This is a genomic window from Microseira sp. BLCC-F43, from assembly GCF_041929235.1.
Lineage (GTDB): Bacteria > Cyanobacteriota > Cyanobacteriia > Cyanobacteriales > Aerosakkonemataceae > Microseira.
The window spans coordinates 75,951-92,597 of sequence record NZ_JBHFNP010000067.1 but is presented as its reverse complement, the minus strand read 5'-3'; the positions used below and the strand labels follow the sequence as shown (position 1 = coordinate 92,597).

19 protein-coding genes are annotated in these 16,647 nt (G+C 42.6%); 3 read left to right on the top strand and 16 right to left on the bottom strand.

Going from position 1 to position 16,647, the window contains the following annotated elements; all coding sequences use genetic code 11:
• Positions 1-67 precede the first annotated feature (67 nt).
• Positions 68-508 (top strand): hypothetical protein, encoded by a 441-nt coding sequence (locus ACE1CM_RS11470; protein ID WP_374877590.1) that lies wholly within the window; start codon positions 68-70, stop codon positions 506-508.
• Entirely contained in the window at positions 505-1,359 is an 855-nt protein-coding gene (gene purU / locus ACE1CM_RS11465; RefSeq protein ID WP_374877588.1) for a formyltetrahydrofolate deformylase, read from the top strand. The genes ACE1CM_RS11470 and purU overlap by 4 nt, the downstream gene beginning before the upstream one ends.
• Before the next feature lie 25 nt (positions 1,360-1,384).
• On the opposite strand, the gene ACE1CM_RS11460 is transcribed toward purU, so the two are convergent.
• Complete coding sequence (locus ACE1CM_RS11460; protein ID WP_374877586.1) at positions 1,385-2,578, bottom strand: tetratricopeptide repeat protein; 1,194 nt, start codon at positions 2,576-2,578, stop codon at positions 1,385-1,387.
• Between the two features lie 137 nt (positions 2,579-2,715).
• On the opposite strand from ACE1CM_RS11460, the gene ACE1CM_RS11455 reads away from it, so the two are divergent.
• Positions 2,716-3,042: a YbjQ family protein gene (locus ACE1CM_RS11455; protein ID WP_226580927.1), complete on the top strand. Its 327-nt coding sequence runs from the start codon at positions 2,716-2,718 to the stop codon at positions 3,040-3,042.
• Between the two features lie 105 nt (positions 3,043-3,147).
• Here the strand turns inward: ACE1CM_RS11455 and ACE1CM_RS11450 are convergent, their stop codons facing one another.
• The 15 genes from ACE1CM_RS11450 to ACE1CM_RS11380 all read right to left on the bottom strand — a co-directional run bounded on the left by ACE1CM_RS11450 (position 3,148) and on the right by ACE1CM_RS11380 (position 16,633).
• Positions 3,148-4,683 (bottom strand): GH3 auxin-responsive promoter family protein, encoded by a 1,536-nt coding sequence (locus tag ACE1CM_RS11450; RefSeq protein WP_374877584.1) that lies wholly within the window; start codon positions 4,681-4,683, stop codon positions 3,148-3,150.
• Positions 4,683-5,291, bottom strand: coding sequence for an acyltransferase (locus ACE1CM_RS11445; RefSeq protein WP_374877582.1), 609 nt, complete (start codon positions 5,289-5,291; stop codon positions 4,683-4,685). The genes ACE1CM_RS11450 and ACE1CM_RS11445 overlap by 1 nt, the downstream gene beginning before the upstream one ends.
• The gene (locus tag ACE1CM_RS11440) at positions 5,288-6,031 is read right to left on the bottom strand and encodes a sterol desaturase family protein (RefSeq protein ID WP_374877581.1); all 744 of its coding nucleotides are present in this window, start codon (positions 6,029-6,031) and stop codon (positions 5,288-5,290) included. The genes ACE1CM_RS11445 and ACE1CM_RS11440 overlap by 4 nt, the downstream gene beginning before the upstream one ends.
• A 9-nt stretch (positions 6,032-6,040) precedes the next feature.
• A complete protein-coding gene (locus ACE1CM_RS11435; RefSeq protein ID WP_374877579.1) occupies positions 6,041-7,093 on the bottom strand; it encodes a Rieske 2Fe-2S domain-containing protein in 1,053 nt (350 codons plus the stop codon).
• Positions 7,090-7,380, bottom strand: coding sequence for a 2Fe-2S iron-sulfur cluster-binding protein (locus tag ACE1CM_RS11430; protein WP_226580907.1), 291 nt, complete (start codon positions 7,378-7,380; stop codon positions 7,090-7,092). The genes ACE1CM_RS11435 and ACE1CM_RS11430 overlap by 4 nt, the downstream gene beginning before the upstream one ends.
• Positions 7,373-8,548 (bottom strand): P-aminobenzoate N-oxygenase AurF, encoded by a 1,176-nt coding sequence (locus tag ACE1CM_RS11425; RefSeq protein WP_374877577.1) that lies wholly within the window; start codon positions 8,546-8,548, stop codon positions 7,373-7,375. Before ACE1CM_RS11425 ends, ACE1CM_RS11430 begins: the two co-directional genes overlap by 8 nt.
• A gap of 9 nt (positions 8,549-8,557) precedes the next feature.
• Positions 8,558-9,481 carry a ferritin-like domain-containing protein gene (locus tag ACE1CM_RS11420; protein ID WP_374877575.1) on the bottom strand — a complete coding sequence of 308 codons (924 nt, stop codon included), beginning with the start codon at positions 9,479-9,481 and terminating at the stop codon, positions 8,558-8,560.
• Position 9,482: 1 nt separating this feature from the next.
• Positions 9,483-10,538 carry a Rieske 2Fe-2S domain-containing protein gene (locus tag ACE1CM_RS11415; protein WP_374877573.1) on the bottom strand — a complete coding sequence of 352 codons (1,056 nt, stop codon included), beginning with the start codon at positions 10,536-10,538 and terminating at the stop codon, positions 9,483-9,485.
• Between the two features lie 5 nt (positions 10,539-10,543).
• Positions 10,544-11,284, bottom strand: a complete 741-nt coding sequence (locus tag ACE1CM_RS11410) for a hypothetical protein (RefSeq protein WP_374877571.1) — start codon at positions 11,282-11,284, stop codon at positions 10,544-10,546.
• Between the two features lie 110 nt (positions 11,285-11,394).
• Positions 11,395-12,402, bottom strand: coding sequence for a Rieske 2Fe-2S domain-containing protein (locus tag ACE1CM_RS11405; RefSeq protein ID WP_374877570.1), 1,008 nt, complete (start codon positions 12,400-12,402; stop codon positions 11,395-11,397).
• Between the two features lie 13 nt (positions 12,403-12,415).
• Positions 12,416-12,826 carry an Mpo1-like protein gene (locus ACE1CM_RS11400; RefSeq protein ID WP_374877568.1) on the bottom strand — a complete coding sequence of 137 codons (411 nt, stop codon included), beginning with the start codon at positions 12,824-12,826 and terminating at the stop codon, positions 12,416-12,418.
• Positions 12,823-14,547, bottom strand: a complete 1,725-nt coding sequence (locus tag ACE1CM_RS11395; RefSeq protein WP_374877566.1) for an amidohydrolase family protein — start codon at positions 14,545-14,547, stop codon at positions 12,823-12,825. Before ACE1CM_RS11395 ends, ACE1CM_RS11400 begins: the two co-directional genes overlap by 4 nt.
• A 126-nt stretch (positions 14,548-14,673) precedes the next feature.
• Complete coding sequence (locus tag ACE1CM_RS11390; protein WP_374877564.1) at positions 14,674-15,576, bottom strand: hypothetical protein; 903 nt, start codon at positions 15,574-15,576, stop codon at positions 14,674-14,676.
• Positions 15,577-15,578: 2 nt separating this feature from the next.
• A complete protein-coding gene (locus tag ACE1CM_RS11385; RefSeq protein ID WP_374877563.1) occupies positions 15,579-16,334 on the bottom strand; it encodes an AAA family ATPase in 756 nt (251 codons plus the stop codon).
• Complete coding sequence (locus tag ACE1CM_RS11380) at positions 16,301-16,633, bottom strand: AAA family ATPase (RefSeq protein WP_374877561.1); 333 nt, start codon at positions 16,631-16,633, stop codon at positions 16,301-16,303. Before ACE1CM_RS11380 ends, ACE1CM_RS11385 begins: the two co-directional genes overlap by 34 nt.
• Positions 16,634-16,647 lie beyond the last annotated feature (14 nt).

Sequence of the window (16,647 nt, the reverse complement as noted above, 5' to 3'; positions counted from 1 at the left end):
TCCATAAGGTCTGTCACAAACAGGCACACACAGGCAAACGTTCTGAGAAGCTGGAGGCTTGAGCCGGATGATGCGAAAGTGTCAAGTCCGGTTCTTAGGGGGGAGAGATGCGGCGACGCAGTCTCTCCTACCCGGCAACTACGCACTGCGGGAGATAAAAGATTGGTGCGATAGTCGCAAGTGCTTGATAGATAGATGCTCTTTGGAGAAAGAGTACATCATTCCAGCAAAAGCCAAGTTTCCCAAGGAAATCAATCAGCTTAACAACTGGCCCAAAGCCAAGAAGGAATTTGCAAAAATAGGTGAGGTTCCTTCTCAAGTTATTCAGCAAGGAATTAAGCAATTGTATCGGGGATGGGAATACTTTCAGGAAAGGGGGTTTGGGTTTCCCAGATTCAAGAATAACGGGCAATTTAAGTTTTTGCTGTTTCCCCAATTTAAGGATAATCAATTATGGGGAGCGATTTTCGGATTTAATGAGACGTTATATCTGCCGGAGTGCTTATGAATTCTCCTACAGCAACCCTACTCATTTCTTGCCCAGACCAACGAGGATTGGTAGCAAAATTTGCCAATTTCATCTATGCCTATGGGGGCAACATCGTTCATGCCGATCAGCATACCGATTTTGCTGCCGGACTGTTTCTGACGCGCCTGGAATGGCAGTTAGACGGGTTTGGTCTGTCCCGTGAATTGATCGGTCCTGCTTTCAATGCTATTGCCCAACCCTTGCAAGCAAACTGGCAACTTCATTTTTCTGACACCGTGCGCCGAATTGCTATTTGGGTAAGTCGTCAGGAACATTGTTTGTTAGATTTGATCTGGAGACAGCGAGCGGGCGAGCTACCGGCTGAAATTAATTTGATTATTAGCAATCATGCCGATTTACGCGAGATCGCAGAACAATTCGGCATCGACTATCACCACATTCCGATTACAAAAGAGAACAAACTTGAGCAGGAAGCCAAACAGTTAGAACTGCTACGACATTATAACATCGATCTGGTTGTTCTGGCTAAGTATATGCAGATTCTTAGCCCTAGTTTTATCGAGCAATTTCCCAATGCGATCAACATTCACCATTCATTTCTACCTGCGTTTGTGGGGGCAAATCCTTACCAACAAGCGTATAAACGGGGAGTTAAAATTATTGGGGCAACGGCTCACTATGTAACTGCCAACTTAGACCAAGGGCCGATTATTGAGCAAGAAGTAGTGCGGGTGAGCCATCGAGATGAAGTGGCAGATTTGATTCGCAAAGGCAAAGATTTAGAGCGAGTGGTGCTATCAAGAGCCGTGCGATCGCATTTGCAAAATCGAGTCTTGGTTTACGGCGATCGCACGGTGGTGTTTGAGTGAACTTGTTGCCAAAAGCGAATCGCTTTTAACTCCCAACTGAGCTTCCTTGTTGCAGTTGGCGCAGGGCGTTTTCGGCTTGTTTAACTCCCTCGTTTTGGCCTTGACTTTGAAATAAATCGCGGGCTTTTTTAAACGATGCGATTGCTTCGCCGGTAAATCCGGCTTTCGCCAAAGCGACTGCCAAATTATAGTGCGCGGCTGCTTCGCGGGGAGCAATTTCAATCAGGCGACGATAGGCACTTACGGCTTGGGAAAAATTTTGCTGAAGCAGCAAAACTTCACCAATCCCTGCCTGTGCTTCAATTAATTTATCATCTAATTCTACCGCTCGCTGATAAGCGGCTAAGGCTCTGGGCAAATTATTCTGCTGGCGCAGAATCTTGCCCATTTGCAATTGAATGTCAGCGTTGCGCGGTTCGAGTCTAGCAGCGCGTTCTAAAGCGGATAATGCTCCACGTTGGTTGCCTTTTGCGATTAAGGCATAAGCCAGTTGTAACCGTAAGCGGCTGTTATCAGGATCGATGCTGACCGCTCGTTCTAACACTTCGATGGCGTCATCATACCGCTTGAGTTGCATCAATGCGGCAACGATGGACTGGCGGATTTCAACACTTCTAGGCTGAAGCCTAATGGCGCGTTCGTAGACTCTCAAAGCGCCTTGATAATCTTTCTGGCGGAATAATACCGCGCCCAGTCCCAAAAAAGCTTGAGTGTTGCCCCTGTTGAGTTCTGAAGCACGCCGATAGGCATTTGCCGCCGCGACATTGTCGCCTAAGTTAGCAAGACTGTATCCCAAGGCATAGTGAAACAGATGGTTGTTGGGTTCGAGGGCGATCGCTTGTCGATATGCGTTGACAGCTTCCTGGAATTTGCCCTGACGCGCTTGTATAAATCCTATAGCGGAAAAGATGCGGGCATTGTTACGCTCTAAGTTAGCAGCCTGTTGATATACCGCTAAAGCTGGGGCGAAGTTACCAGCTTCTGCCAGCTGACGCCCTTGCTGCAATAAGCGATCGAGTTCGGAGGTAGGTTGTTGGGGAGTCGGGTTAAGTAACCGACGCTGTGGTTGCAAAAATTCTTCGGGTTCTTCGGGTTCTTCGGGTTCCGCGATGCTATCACTATTTACAAACGGTTGATTTGCCAGGGCAAGTTGCGGACAACTTAATGCCACCCCTGCCAATAACAGCCAACTGACTGCGAACAAGAGCCGCTTTTGCATGGTCTATATCCCTTGTGTTTGGAGCCATTCCTAGATTGTTGCTATGCCTTGGATATTTAATCAGGGATTGCTCAATTTGGGAACTGGTTGTTGCCAACAAAGTTTAATCGGTGCTTAAACAGGTTAGAGGAATTGTAATGATTGTAACCACAACTGATGTGATTCAAGGCTCGGAAATTCAATCCTACTTGGGTCTGGTGACCGCTGAGGTCGTCTATGGCACCAACGTGTTTCGGGATTTCTTTGCAGGTATCCGAGATGTTATAGGCGGGCGTACCGGCAGCTACGAGGAAGTTTTCCAGAAAGGTCAGCGGGAAGCGATCGCCGAACTGGAACGACGCGCCCAACGTCTCGGTGCTAATGCCGTTGTTGGTGTTGAAGTTGATACCGGCACGATCAATGTCGATCAAAACGGTTGCTTATTGCTAATCACTGCAATTGGTACTGCTGTCAGAGTACGCTAAACAACGTCTAATCAAGCGGAAGCCAGGTTTTGTCCAAAAACCTGGTTTCTTCAGGATTTACGCCTAGAAACCGGGTTTCTATGCAAAATTTACGATTCAACTATTTTACTGAAGCTGAAATTTAAGTTGATCAAAAAGTAAATTGTTAATAGGCGATGTTGCGAGAATGGGATGCTTAATACCACCCCAAATACTACCCGATCGCACGCGGTACAAAGCTAATAATTCAGGAATTTTAGGGGAAATAAACACTTCTGGAGGTGCAAGTTGATCGAGGGATCGCGCCCGCTGGTACTGAATTGATTCTGACAAAGCAAGATCTAGATGTTTAGCAAGGATATCTGAGGTTTCTTTAGCCCGATCGAGTAACAGAATATAGTGAGGCGGATTAGCAACTGGAACTAAAGTTTTAAAACAGGTTTCATCAAGGTTTAATAGCTCTAAAATATGTCGCACAAAGCTTTCTTGTAGCTTTTCACCCACTAGATCGCTGATGGCTTCATGTCGTCCTAAAAACTCTAAACAAGGAGTGTGGCGATACATACCTGTCACCCGGACGCGATCGCCAATTCGATACCGATACAACCCTCCCTTTTGCGACAAAATTATAGTATAGTCCTGCCCGATACTGAGTTCGTGTAACTCGTGCAAGGAACCCCGATCGTCTTCAAACTCGAAAAAGACTTCATCCAGCACTGGAACATACCCGTTAGCTTCTAGCAACGGAATCGTCATTGGGGCTTCCGTTGCTAGCAAACCTTTACCCTGAACTAATACATCGGGAAATTGCGATCGCAACCCTTTAGCCCCATCTGCTGCATTGGCAGCATCCCAACAGGAAATTAGCTTTAAATTAGACCAAAGTTGCCTCCAAGGAATCTGATGTTCAGTCAGCAGTTGCCGGCGTTCATCTGAGATTTTTCCCTGTAATTCTTTTCGCAATAATTCCTGATTATCCTGAATGTAGTTTAAATGAATTTGGAGAAAGCTGGGACTCCAAATAGAAATGATTTCGAGTTGTTCTGCCTGCAATAATGCTAGAGAAAGCTGATGTTTAAAGCCCTCGGGATCGTGCAGGCGATCGAGTTTCTTTGGTATCACCAACCAAGGTCGCAGTAACCAGCGCAACCAATTATCTAAGTAATCCAAGTCATCTTGCAAAGAAAGAGAATTTTCTGGGTCAGAGTCTGGTAAGTTTAACTGTGGCGAAATGCAGGCATAGAGTTTACCAGTTGAGAATTTAGGGCCATTTTTAATTAAGTCGTGCGCCCAGACACAAAACATTTGATTGAACGATTTTCGCAGCGATCGCGTGTAAGGAATCCATTTAACTGCACCGCTACTCCCAGAGGTTTTTTCATAAAACAAAATGGGTTCTGGTGTAAGTGGAATTCGCTTACGTTTAGAATTTTGTTCTCCTAAAATCCAAGGTTGAAGCTTGTCATAATCAACGATTGGGACGCGCTGCCAATCTGCTACAGACTGAATTCCCAAGGATTTGCCATACTCGCTTTGAATCAGGCGATCGCAAATATCGCGCCAGACAAATTCTTGGGTTAATTGAGGGTTATCCAATGCTTGATAAAATCCCTGGAAAGTTGGTGCAAGAAGTTGTCCAAAGAGTTGAATTAACTGACGCATTATTTCACCCTTTGATTGGGATAAAGGTTAGTGATAACAGGTATATAAACGCCATCTTCAATTACTACACCGGGGGCAAGATGCGATCCTGCACCCACAAAGGCATCATTACCAATTTTGACTTTTTTGACATATAACATTAAGTCTTGTTTCCGAGGTTTAATAACGTGAGAATAAATGCCAACTCGATGTCCAATTACAACGCGATCGCCTATTTCTAACAAACCGCGATCGGCTATTTCTAGTCCTGGTGTCCAGTACACATTTCGCCCTACCTTCGCACCCCACAAACGCAACCAACCGGAAAATACCCCTGGAATCAGTTGCAACACAGCCTCTAAAGCTGGAATTGCAATATAAATAACCTGAATTTGATGGCTACCCCACCAAGGACTATACTCCTTTCCTTGTAAATAACTAATGCCCTCTCGAAGCGGATACACCCGCTGATGCAATCGGTAAACTAAAACAGGTAATCCGTAAAGAGAAAACAATACAGCCAAAACGCTGAGGATGCTGGGTGAATGTGCAAAATAGATCAGCGATCCGCCTGTTACCAATAAAACGATAGCAGGAAAAAATAAAATAATTTTACTCAGCAGTGTCATAAAAAAGGAAATAAAAGCTTTTGAGTGAAAGTTAATGAGGTTGCGGTTCCGATTTCGGTTGGCAATTCACTTTCTTCATAATAAGTTCCATGCAACTTATCCCAAAGTTTCAGATTTGCACCGTAATTGCGATCGGGAAACTGGCTAGAATGATGCCATGCGTGATCCTGTGGCAGAATCAACCAAGGAGATAAATAACGGTAAAGCCAACTGTTTGAGGGAATGGTTAGTTGGCTGTGTCGCCATAAATCTAGGGCAGAAGTTAAGCTAACTCCTAAAAGATAGCCTGCGGGATCGGCTAGCAAGTACAGAAATAGCGTATGAACCCACAGATAAACAATGAGAAAGCTTGCCCAAATGGTGTTACGAGATGTTCCCAAAACATCTAAATCAGTCACTGTATGATGCACTTGATGGACGGGCCAAAAAAAAGTATGCAACAGGCGATGATTCCAATAATAGAGATAATCAACCGCAACAAAGCTGAGAAGAAAGCTGAAAACCAGAGGCAGATTAAGGCATTCTTTTGGCATCGGTAAACGATAACGATCCAGTTGATAAATCAACGTAACTTGCAGGAGTGGAATCAGCATTCCTTGCACAAACAGTCCAGCGCTGTCTAATAACCAATCTTCCAGAGGTTTTGCTTGGAGTTTAGTTCGACCAGATTTATCGAAGATAGTCCATCCAACCAATCCGATAAAAGCAACAAAAACTATAACTTGTACAAAGCTTTGCATAGCAAAATCTTAGACCCAAAATGTAACTTTAACCGATTTATCGGCTAGTTGTCGGGGATCTTGTCCAGACGCGATCGCATCTCGAATAGACTCTACAAACACATGAATCGTATCAGCAGGCGTGTGAGAAAAGTGGGTTCCGTATTTGGCGATCGCTTCCCCTTGAATGCCCAAAATTTTCACATCCTGCTGAATAATATATTGTGCTGTCCATCGGATAAACGGACGTGCTAGTTTATTCCAAATGCCATAGTTATAAGTAACATCCGTGTAAACTAGCGTTGAATTTTCAGTTTCGGGAATCGATTGACTGGTAATGAATAAATGGCGGTTGTTTCCCATCTTGTATTCTACGCAGGTAATATTCGGCATATAAAAGCGATCGCTATGTTTAATTTTAGCACCCTGCCGATTGAGAAAACGACTATACCATCCTAGATTGCTCGTTTCATTACTATACTCCACCAAAACAGAACCATTTTTCCGCTCTACCATCATTTCTAACTTTTGTTGGCGATAGTTGCGGAAAACGCCTGGATGCACGAAGGCAGTATGGGGAATATCAATAAAGTTTTCTACACAATTAGTAACATTATTGCTAAAACGATTAATTACTCGTACTGTTTCCCATCCTGGATCTTGATAATGAGGCATGGAAAAGGGATCGAAATGTTCGTTAGGATTGTCAATTAACCTCACATAAACATAACCATCTTGCTCTTTTGTTGGATAACACTTTGCTCTACGCTGCTGGGAAATTTTGAACGAATTTCCTTCAGAAGGAACGGCAATAACATTGCCATTTCGATCGTACATCCAGCCATGATAAGGACATTGCAATGCGCCGTTACAAATCTTTCCTGCGGATAGGCGACTACTGCGATGCAAACAGCGATCGCGCAACGCCACTGCTTGTCCATCTTCTCCCCGAAAGATTGCTAGCCATTCTCCTAAGAGCGATCGGGCTAACACCGTGTTAGGTTTTAATTGGTCGCTCAATGCGACAATGTACCAGAAATCTGCCAATTGCATAACGTTAAATACTCGAACAGAAGACATCATCTATCTAGTTGGCAAATTTCAACATTGGCTGTAAGGTCAAGTTGACAAGCTAACCGGGCATTGGGACGATCGGGCGCTAAGGTATCCAGCACTTCCTGTTCATCGACCTTAGCAGCAGGAATATCACCAATAACTTCAACTAAGCAAGTTCCACAAATTCCAGTCCGACAGCCAAACAATACAGGTGAATTCTGAATAGTTAGATGTTCGGATAAATTTTGATGTGGTTGTAAAGTAATAGGCGGATAATCAGTTCCGGGAAAGGAGATTGTATATAAATCAGACACGAGCAAAATCCTGCCGTTCAAAGCGTTGAAAAGAACTTTTTTGAGTAGCCAAATATTGGGAAATTGAATTAGATGCCATCAGTGACATTTCTCGATTGCGTTTCCACAGATAATCAAGTTTTTCAACATACACTTTATAAGATGCCATTGCTTCCTGATGCGTTAAATAACTGCGGTGCAATCCCTCTGATTCTTCGGTAAAACAGCGCCTCATCATGTCTTTAGCCTCTTTTTCGGTTAAGTTGAAAACGGGCGATCGCAACACGCGATAAATTTTGCCATACAGCGCCGGATCGTACCAAAAAATCCCATTAATTGCCGCCGAAAAGTGAAAATGATCCCTTTGACATCCCCATAACCCTAAATTTGCCACCAACTTTTCAAAAGCTGTTGGTGGTGCAAGGCAAGTGACAACATCGTGAGATAAAATTGTCGAACTATTAAAATGAAAGCTTTCATCTAGAAAGTGATAGTAAGAAATTTTAGCAGGAATGGGTGCTAAGTCTTGCTGAGGATGTTTTTGATAATAGTTGCTGAGTTTGTGCTGAATTAATTTACCATTCAATGTCCGCACTCCTCTGACTGTAAAATACTGACAAGCCAAAAAAGTATTATTCGCAGAAATTAACCCAAAGTATTGGAGTTGAATCTTTTTCCACCAAGTTTTCAACGCATTAGTATCAGCATAAACCATTGTTTCAGTAAAGGGACTCCGCATCGGGTAGGTAAAAATCAGTTCTCCAAACAAAGCTTGTTCAACTTGTTTGGCAATGGTGCGGAATGCATTAATATGGGCGCGTTCTTGAGAAGATTCTAAATCCAATGTATCGCAGATTAAGCGGAAATCTTCACGAGCGTAAAGTCCAGTGGCGCTGGTTTGATTGAAAAAGATCGTGGCAATTTCAGCGGAGACAATTTGCGAGTAGTAAGCTACCCAATAAAGCTGATTCAAAATTAGGCGCTGATGTGGGCTGGATTGCTCCCATAAAGGCGTACCATAGAGTAAAGAAAACTCCTCTGGATTCCAATACTCATTTTTACAATCTTCATAGCAAAACTTTTCCACTGCTTCATCCATTAAAGCTGTATGGTCTTGCTGTTTGTTGCGTTTATAATTAATTTGCAACTTGCGATCAATTGTTGTACGATCTAATAGTTTATTTTCCATATCAAAGGTTTAAATTGGGTTGACACACTGATGAGCAGGTAAGGGGACAAAAGCACCTCGATCCTCTAAAGCTTGAACGATCGCATCTGCTGATTTTCCCCGCATTAGCGATCGCAATAATTGTAACCTTGTTCCGCTATGAGTTTCCGTATCCAACTCTTCTAGTATTTGGATTTTTTGCGATCGCGAAAGATCTCCTTTCACCTGTGCGATCGCAGCTAGTACGTTTTGCGGGCCAACCTGTACCATCATCAGAAATCTTGCTAACAGTTCAATAATTAATGTTTGACTAGATTTTGAAATCGGAATTTCCTCAAACAATAAACTTCCCGTTGCATGATGGCGTGCTTCTACGTCCAAAAAACTATAAAAAACCTCTGCCAGCACTTGATGGTGACATTCCTTTGCGAGTCGGCGGTAATGACTTAAACCCCACCCTTCTAACACCACTTGCAGCACAAATAACAACACGGTTTTATCCGTACCTTCAACAACTTCTGCTAATAAATCCAGAAACGGATCGTTACTACCTGTTAATTCAATTTCTGGCAAGAAACAACTAATTTGACTTAAGTGGGTTGCTTCATCCGCCACAAACAATCCGTACAGCATTCGTTCTTCAATTGTTTCTGCTAAAAGCACCATCTTTGCCATATAACCAACGCCTGCATTCTCAATGTAATAGGCTTCTTCTAATAAGCTGCGATTGGCAAGTTGAAGAATAGCAGACTGTTCGGCATCATTCGCTGCTTGAAAAACTTTGACTCGATCCAGGTTAAAAAATTCAGCTTCCCAATAATGGAAGTTTAAGCTGACTGTAGGACTTCCTTGATTCGGCAATGCTGCCGTCAAAACCCGCCTTAATCGATCGTTAGGGGTCGCATGAGGCAAGTTTAATCCAGCAATTTGATATTCTGATAAAGTGTGAGTCATGCTAGAGTACTAAAGAGGTCGGTGGATAGTTGCGATCGCTATTTTCTAAATTATCAACAGATTCCCAAGTTTTCCAGGTAAGCGCTTTCTGGCGGTTAACGTGCTGAATAAATTCTAGAATTGAGCGATCGGCTTTTGTGGGAGTTTTAAGGTCAAATTGAATCGTCTGAAAAACTTGTGTATCCCCCTTGGCAAAGTAATTACCAACCTGCTGCGTTAACCATAGTAACCCCCGGTTAATTCCCCATCCCAAACATCCATCTCTCTTCGGTGTAATTAAAACCGTTTGTCCCTCAGTTTTACCCCCCTCGATCGTTCGCAGTGCAAATACAATATAGAAGTGCAAAAAATCTGGGCCTAGCGTTACTGTTCCCGTGCTGCCATACCAATAACACATACTATAAGTAACTTCATTTTGGTAGAGAGGACGAATCAAACGAATTAACCAAGAATCATCACCTCCCTTTGTTGTGTTGCTAAAAGCGATCGCATTAGGATTCAATTCTTTTGAATCAAATACAATTTCTAGAGGCAGATTGTGGACTGTATTAAAGTGATGAGCATCGATCGCATTAATCAACAACACATTAGCATGACAATTTTTAATAAACCGAGTCCCTAAAATATAATCGCAATCTGCCTGTTCTAGTTCCGGTACAAAAGGAAGCAAATAGGGCTTTTCTTCTCCCACCCAAACCCAAATCAGACCATACTGTTCCGCCGTATGCCAAGTTTTGATAGAGACAGGTAGGGGTTTTTCCAACGAAGGAATATCTACGCAAATTCCATTAGCATCATACTTCCAATTATGGAAAAAACAGCGAATTCCATCCCCATCTACCTTTCCTTCTGCCAAATGAGCGCCCATGTGAGGACAATAGGCATCTATCGCCACTACCTGACCGCTAACACCTCGATAAATGGCTAAATTTCTACCCAAAAGCGTGACAGCTTTCACCTTACCAACTTTTAATTCTTTAGAGGGTAGCGCCCAGTACCATCCCTGAATAAATTGCGTTGGATTATTAAATGTTGAATGTGGTTTGTTAAGAGACATAAAAATTAAATTAAAACAGAGTCTTGCACAACTTCTAGCGACGATTCTGCCTCCCACATCCGTTGTCCAGCATGGGTGAGATTTTCATAGCAGATTTCCGTCAAACAAACCAATTCATCCCCGAATCGATAGCCAGGGTTTTTGGTTGTAAAAAATTGAATATGGGGGTTAGCCTGTCGTTCTTGAGGAATTTCAATTAATCCCTCCCGAAGAATTTGGGGAGACTTAAAACGGACAATTCCGGTTGCTTTATCGTAGCGATCGCCATAATATTCTTGTGCCAAACTTGCCATTAAATTTTCAATCAAAACAGGCGCATCTTTATCGTAGCGAGGATAGAATTCTTTCCAAAAGATGGGCAGAAAGCGATATGTACGAAAACCAGAGCAAATTAGGAGCCAGTATAGTTTATTTTCGGCATATTGTTGGCGCAGAAAGTTGACGGCAGTTATCCAAGTTCGAGGCAGGGTTGTACTTGACCAAGCACTGGGATCGACAATCGTATCTCCTGAATAAATAACGCTGATTTTCTCCCCTAAAAACTTCGTTTGACAGAACATTAGGGTTGAAAAACCTTTAAGAGTATTAGTTGTTTCATTTCTTAACAATAACACCCAGTTTTTGCGATCGAGATCGGTCTGGAACCCATCCCAGGTTATGCCTTTAAAATGGCTGTTCATCAGGGTATACATTGCGGTGCGATCGCTTGGGCGCAACTCTTGAACGGGAACCAGCCAACTATTCATCGTTCGGGAAGTACTGAGACTCGGTTTTGGGGAATACTACTAACAGTCTACTGAGCAAATCTGCTGGAGGTTCTGAGCAATGTGACAGATCTCAGAGTGGTTGGTTTAATTCAGTATTCATCCTTGACACTCGGCGACCATCGAGACGGTTCAAGTTGATTAACATAGTGCATATATTGAACTAATGGTTTATCAATGCTGAGGAGTAGCTGCGGATTAAAGCGAATATTGTCGTAAATCTTGCCATCCTCATCTCTGAGCATATAGTAAGCCAAGCGGGTACACAACAATAAGAACTGACTGAGCAAATATCCAACAATACCTTGACGTTTCTCAGTAATGTAAATCGGTTGAATTCGCGTTCTTCCTGGTGCGATCGCAGTGTAAGCATAGATCGTATGAAGCGGAGGAAATAGCCGCACATTTTTCATCATCGTCAGCAAACCAATACAACCGTGTGCATAGCGCATAGAATACTCATAGCTAGACCCTAAAAATCGCTGACCCAACCGTTCGCGCAGCGTTGTTTTAGGAAATTGTCCCCGCATTGTAAAGTCAATTTGCGTCCCTAATTCATTTGTGTGTAAAGATAGTTCCATTTTGATATCTAAATGATGAATAGTCTTCAAATGTTGAGCATCAATTCCATTCATCATACAGATGTGATGATGGCAACTTCTTTCAAAAGCGGTATCAGCTTGGCTGACAATCTCTTTTCCCTTCATTTCGTCAAATTCAACCACTCCTTCCGGTGCTTTAGCATCAGGATAAATCCAAATAAAGCCGTATTTTTCCTCTGTTGCGTAAGCTGGTAATTTAGCTTCAGCAGGAATTTCCGATTGACAAGGAATGTTTTGACAATATCCTGTTTCATCAAACGCCCAATGATGAAATGCACAGCGAATCCAATTTCCATCAACTTGCCCAATTCCTAAATCTGTTCCGAGATGAGGGCAATAAGCATCTAAAGCCCGAACTTTTCCATCTTCACCTCGAAAAATGACTATTTTTTGACCGCACATCTCTACTGATTTTGCTTTTCCTGGAGATAAGGCTTGACTGGGACAAGCAATATACCAACCTTTTGTAATGATATTCCAGTTGTTAAAAATCTGCATAAAAAACCTTTATTTACAAGTGGGTTACATCTACTTTTAACTGATATTGCCGTAAAATTTCCTGACGTTGGCGGATATCCTCTCCATATTGACCGGATAGAACCCTAAATAGCATTTTAGCTAAACAGAAAGAAGCTCGCCAAGAGAAGACAGCATCTTGTAAATCAATATGGCTTGGTTCAAATAAAAAATGTCCGGCTAATCCGATTAACTGCGTCAGGGGCAAGCCTAATAGTAACCAGTAATTTTGCGATTTCCAAATGGCGAAAAGTAAGCCGTAAAAGAAGAGTATGCCGATAATATGAAGGGCGATATTGATGGGGTGCTGGTGTTTGATCACAAAAATATCCCAGTAGTTTGTAAAGGGATGATCGAGAAGGCGATCGCTAATTTTATTTTTCAACTTTGGATAAATTGGAGTCATAAACTATGAGAGCAAAAAGATGGAAATAAAACGGTTCCCAGACGTTCTCGACCTAAGCGATCGCTAACTTGACCCCGACAAACAACTCTAATTCCATTAATATAAACCGCTTCTACAATTTTTTCCGATCCGCGTTTAACCATGCGAGGTTCACCATCTAGAACTGGATCTGATATTTCCACTTGGGGACTGATAGGCTGGTTGAGCGCTTGGGGATTAAGTAAAACCAGATCGGCCCCGGCACCAACTTTGAGAACGCCTGTATCCAGCCTAAACCAACCAGCGGGTTCTCCTGTAACGCGAGCGATCGCAATTTCTGGTGCCAGAAACTTCGTTGCAACTGCTTGCTTGAGCAAAGATAAAGCCCCATCATAGTAACCCAGGTTACGCACGTGAGCGCCAGCATCCGTAAAACCGGGCAAAATATAGGGGTGCTGCATGAGTGCTAAACGGGGTTTTAAGCGATCGTTCGCTCCCGTCGCCACCCAACGCAAATCTGTGTCGTACTTCCGCAACGCCTCAATAAACAAATCTACAGGTTCCTGTTGCTTTTGAGCGGCAACTTCAGCAAAACTTAATCCCTGCCAACTCGTTTCAGGACAGCGCACAATTTCCATTAAATCTAACTGACGATGGAATGATTTGCGCCAATTATTCAGCCATTCCTGGCGAAATTGGCGGCGAAAAGTTTCTAACTCCCATAATTGTTGCCGTTCCTGTCGCGAACCGCAGCTATTTAGTTGTGCGCCTGTGGGGAATTCTTCAAATAAAGGAGTGACAGAACCATCAGAATAAATCGTGAAGGGTTCAGTCAAGGTTTGAAAGCGAACATTTCCCTTAAGCAGGCGGTTCCAAAAATAAAGGAGGGGAGAAAAGATGCGCCATAATTTGCGATCGTGTACGGCATCCAGCGCTGATAAAACTGTCAATCTTAAGGATTTTTGCCCAATTCCTGAACCCAGGCGCAGAATATCTAGAAAAGAGGCCAGCCGTTGTAAATTCGGAGTCACTTGAAAAACTAAATCTCGTTCCCGACAAAGAGCGGCAAGCATAGCATATTCTGGAAATTTAGCGTGTTGTGATGGAATTGTGCAACCGCGCCATTCTCCACTCATGCGATGCCAAGGAAACATATCTATTGAGATACCAATAAATCCCGCTTCTAACACATCTGCGGCGATTTGCTGCATGGTTTTGAGTTCGGTTTCTGAGGGTTGAACTGTTAGGCTTCGTTCCAATCCCATCACATGAGCGCGTAAGGCACTATGCCCAAATAGTGGTGCAACATTGGCACCAAGGGGTAATTGTTGTAAATGTGCTAAATATTCTGCGGGTGTCTGCCAAGAAACCGACTGTTTTAACCATTTCTCAATCAGCCGATGGGAAAGAGTTTCGACTCTCTGAAAAATATCTGCCAGCATTTGCGGTTTACCAACTGCAACAGACAAGCTGCAATTACCAATTACAACGCTGGTAACGCCATGACGAACTGATTCGCTCAATCCCGGTGCAATTTCTAACTCTAAATCGTAGTGAGTGTGAATGTCGATAAATCCTGGTGTTACCCACACCCCGGAAGCATCTACAATTTGATCGGCATTGGGGGGAAGAGAGGATGCGATCGCCACAATCTTACCATTTTGAATGCCAATATCTCCCCGCATCGGTGTAGAGCCTAACCCATCGAAAATTAACCCGTTTTGAATCAGCAAATCTAACATGATTCTTTATTTTTTTAGTTATTATACCAATTCTCCATGAAACTGCGCTTAATATTTTGTAATTATTTGGGCTGAAACCCTTGCAACATATAATAGCTTGTGCAAGAGTATCCGATATAAGTTAAGCTATAGCTGTTCGATTCTTGTCCGTAATTCCATAATATCGGGATGCTGAGTAATGTCAAGGTGAGTAATTCCCCACTCAAAAAAACCTGCTAGAGAAATATAGTGATGTTTTTGTCTCTGCATTTCCTTCTGCAAATCCATTTGCTTTTGAATATCTTTGCCATGAAACCATATTAAATACTGTTTCTGTGTCCAGAAATCCTCTTGTTCAAACTGGTTTTGATACATGGCAAGACTCTCCTCAAATTTTTCAGGTGTGACTGTTTCAACAGCCTGTCTAAATTCGTTAACTAACCCTAAAGCTTCACTTTTACAATCTTGTAGATCCAGTGAAGCAGGAAGTATACCACTATTACCTGTCCATGCAGTTTTGAGTTGTTTTCGTGCTGCACTCATGTTCACCAAGTCACCCGCCCAGCGTACAGATTGGTAAGCTTGCAGGTTCTTGGCGCTACTTTCAATCCATTCTGAAATCAGATCGACTCCTGGAGAATCTTTATGTCCCCACTTAGAAGCTTTAGGATTTTCCTGCTTTTCCTTGCACTTTTCTACCCAATAGGTGTGAATTAAATTAGGATCTAAAAGATAGTTCTCAACACAAGCACGATAAGTTAAAGCAATAGATCTATTACCCGATCTATTACCTAGTTGGAGTAGTTGGCAGCTAGCAGTTGGTTGAACATCGAAATCGCGATCGCGAAAAACAATGTATTTCTGATTTACTGCTTTATTACTAGAGAAGTAGCCTTCGGCAAAGATTGAAAAAGTAAATTTAGTACCAGCAGGTACAATCGTGCATCTATCGCCTGGAATGCCATCGACGACTCTGTTAAGTAACCTATAGTCTAAGCTGGTTTCCTTCCCTTCACAAAAAATTATTTTTCCATCGGTAACAACACTCACAATCACACCTCAATGCGGACAACGGATGCTTCAGGTACTAGCTGCTCCACATAATCCGAGTGGGTGGTAATGATAAATTGATTATTTTTCCCCAACTTAGGTAAAGCTCTCAGCAATGCCTGTTGCATTGGTGGATGTAAATGTAACTCAATTTCATCAATCAAGATCACCGAATTATGAATATTCCAATTGGCAAAGTCCATCAGTATGGGAAAGGTAGCACGCTCCCCTCCAGACATCTCAGAAATTTCATACTGATTTTTACCATCGTAGAGATAAAACCAAGGTTCCCTCATAATATCATCAATCCCCTCTCGTAGCTCTGTACCTTCAAAGCTACGTTCTGGAAATACGGCTTTATAAGCTCGTTCAATTTCAGCATATAAGTCTTTCTGTCCAGGACGCAATTGCAGATCTTTGTCTTTCACATTTTGATGAAATACTCGCCACTTTGATAAGCGATCGCGTAAAATATTATCTGTGATTTCAACTTTATCATCCTGGTTTTCAAGAGTTAGGCTAGTTGAAGTTCTTTGCTCTGTGTACCAAAAAACTGTGCCAACTCGTTCAAACACCTGAAATCCTTCTGAACGAAGTAGTTGCTTGGCATATTCTCGTCCTTTGAATTGAAACAATTCAGCCGCCGTGTTTGCTTGAACTCGCTCACCTTGCCATCTGAGAGATACAATATGTTCGTTAGCAGGAGAAACTGGTAAATTACGCCCTATTTCTTGCAATTTATGGTGAAATTCACGCATTGGAGTTCTGGGGAAGAAAATTGTACTTTTAGAGTAACGTCTGATTCAAACTTTCCCCAATTACGCCCTAGCAATTCATAGTTAAATCCTGCCCATTCCAAGCCAGGAAGTCTCTCTAATCGCCCAGTTGCCACCCCTAGTGTTGCTGCAATTGCCTGTAAAAGACTTGTTTTTCCAGCGCCATTCATTCCTATTATAACTATAATATCTCGTGCTAATCCTGTTTCTGTATCTGTGAAATCAAATACCCTATCGCGAAATTTTTTGAAATACTTTAACTGGACAGATTGAACTTTCATAATTAGTTTATTGG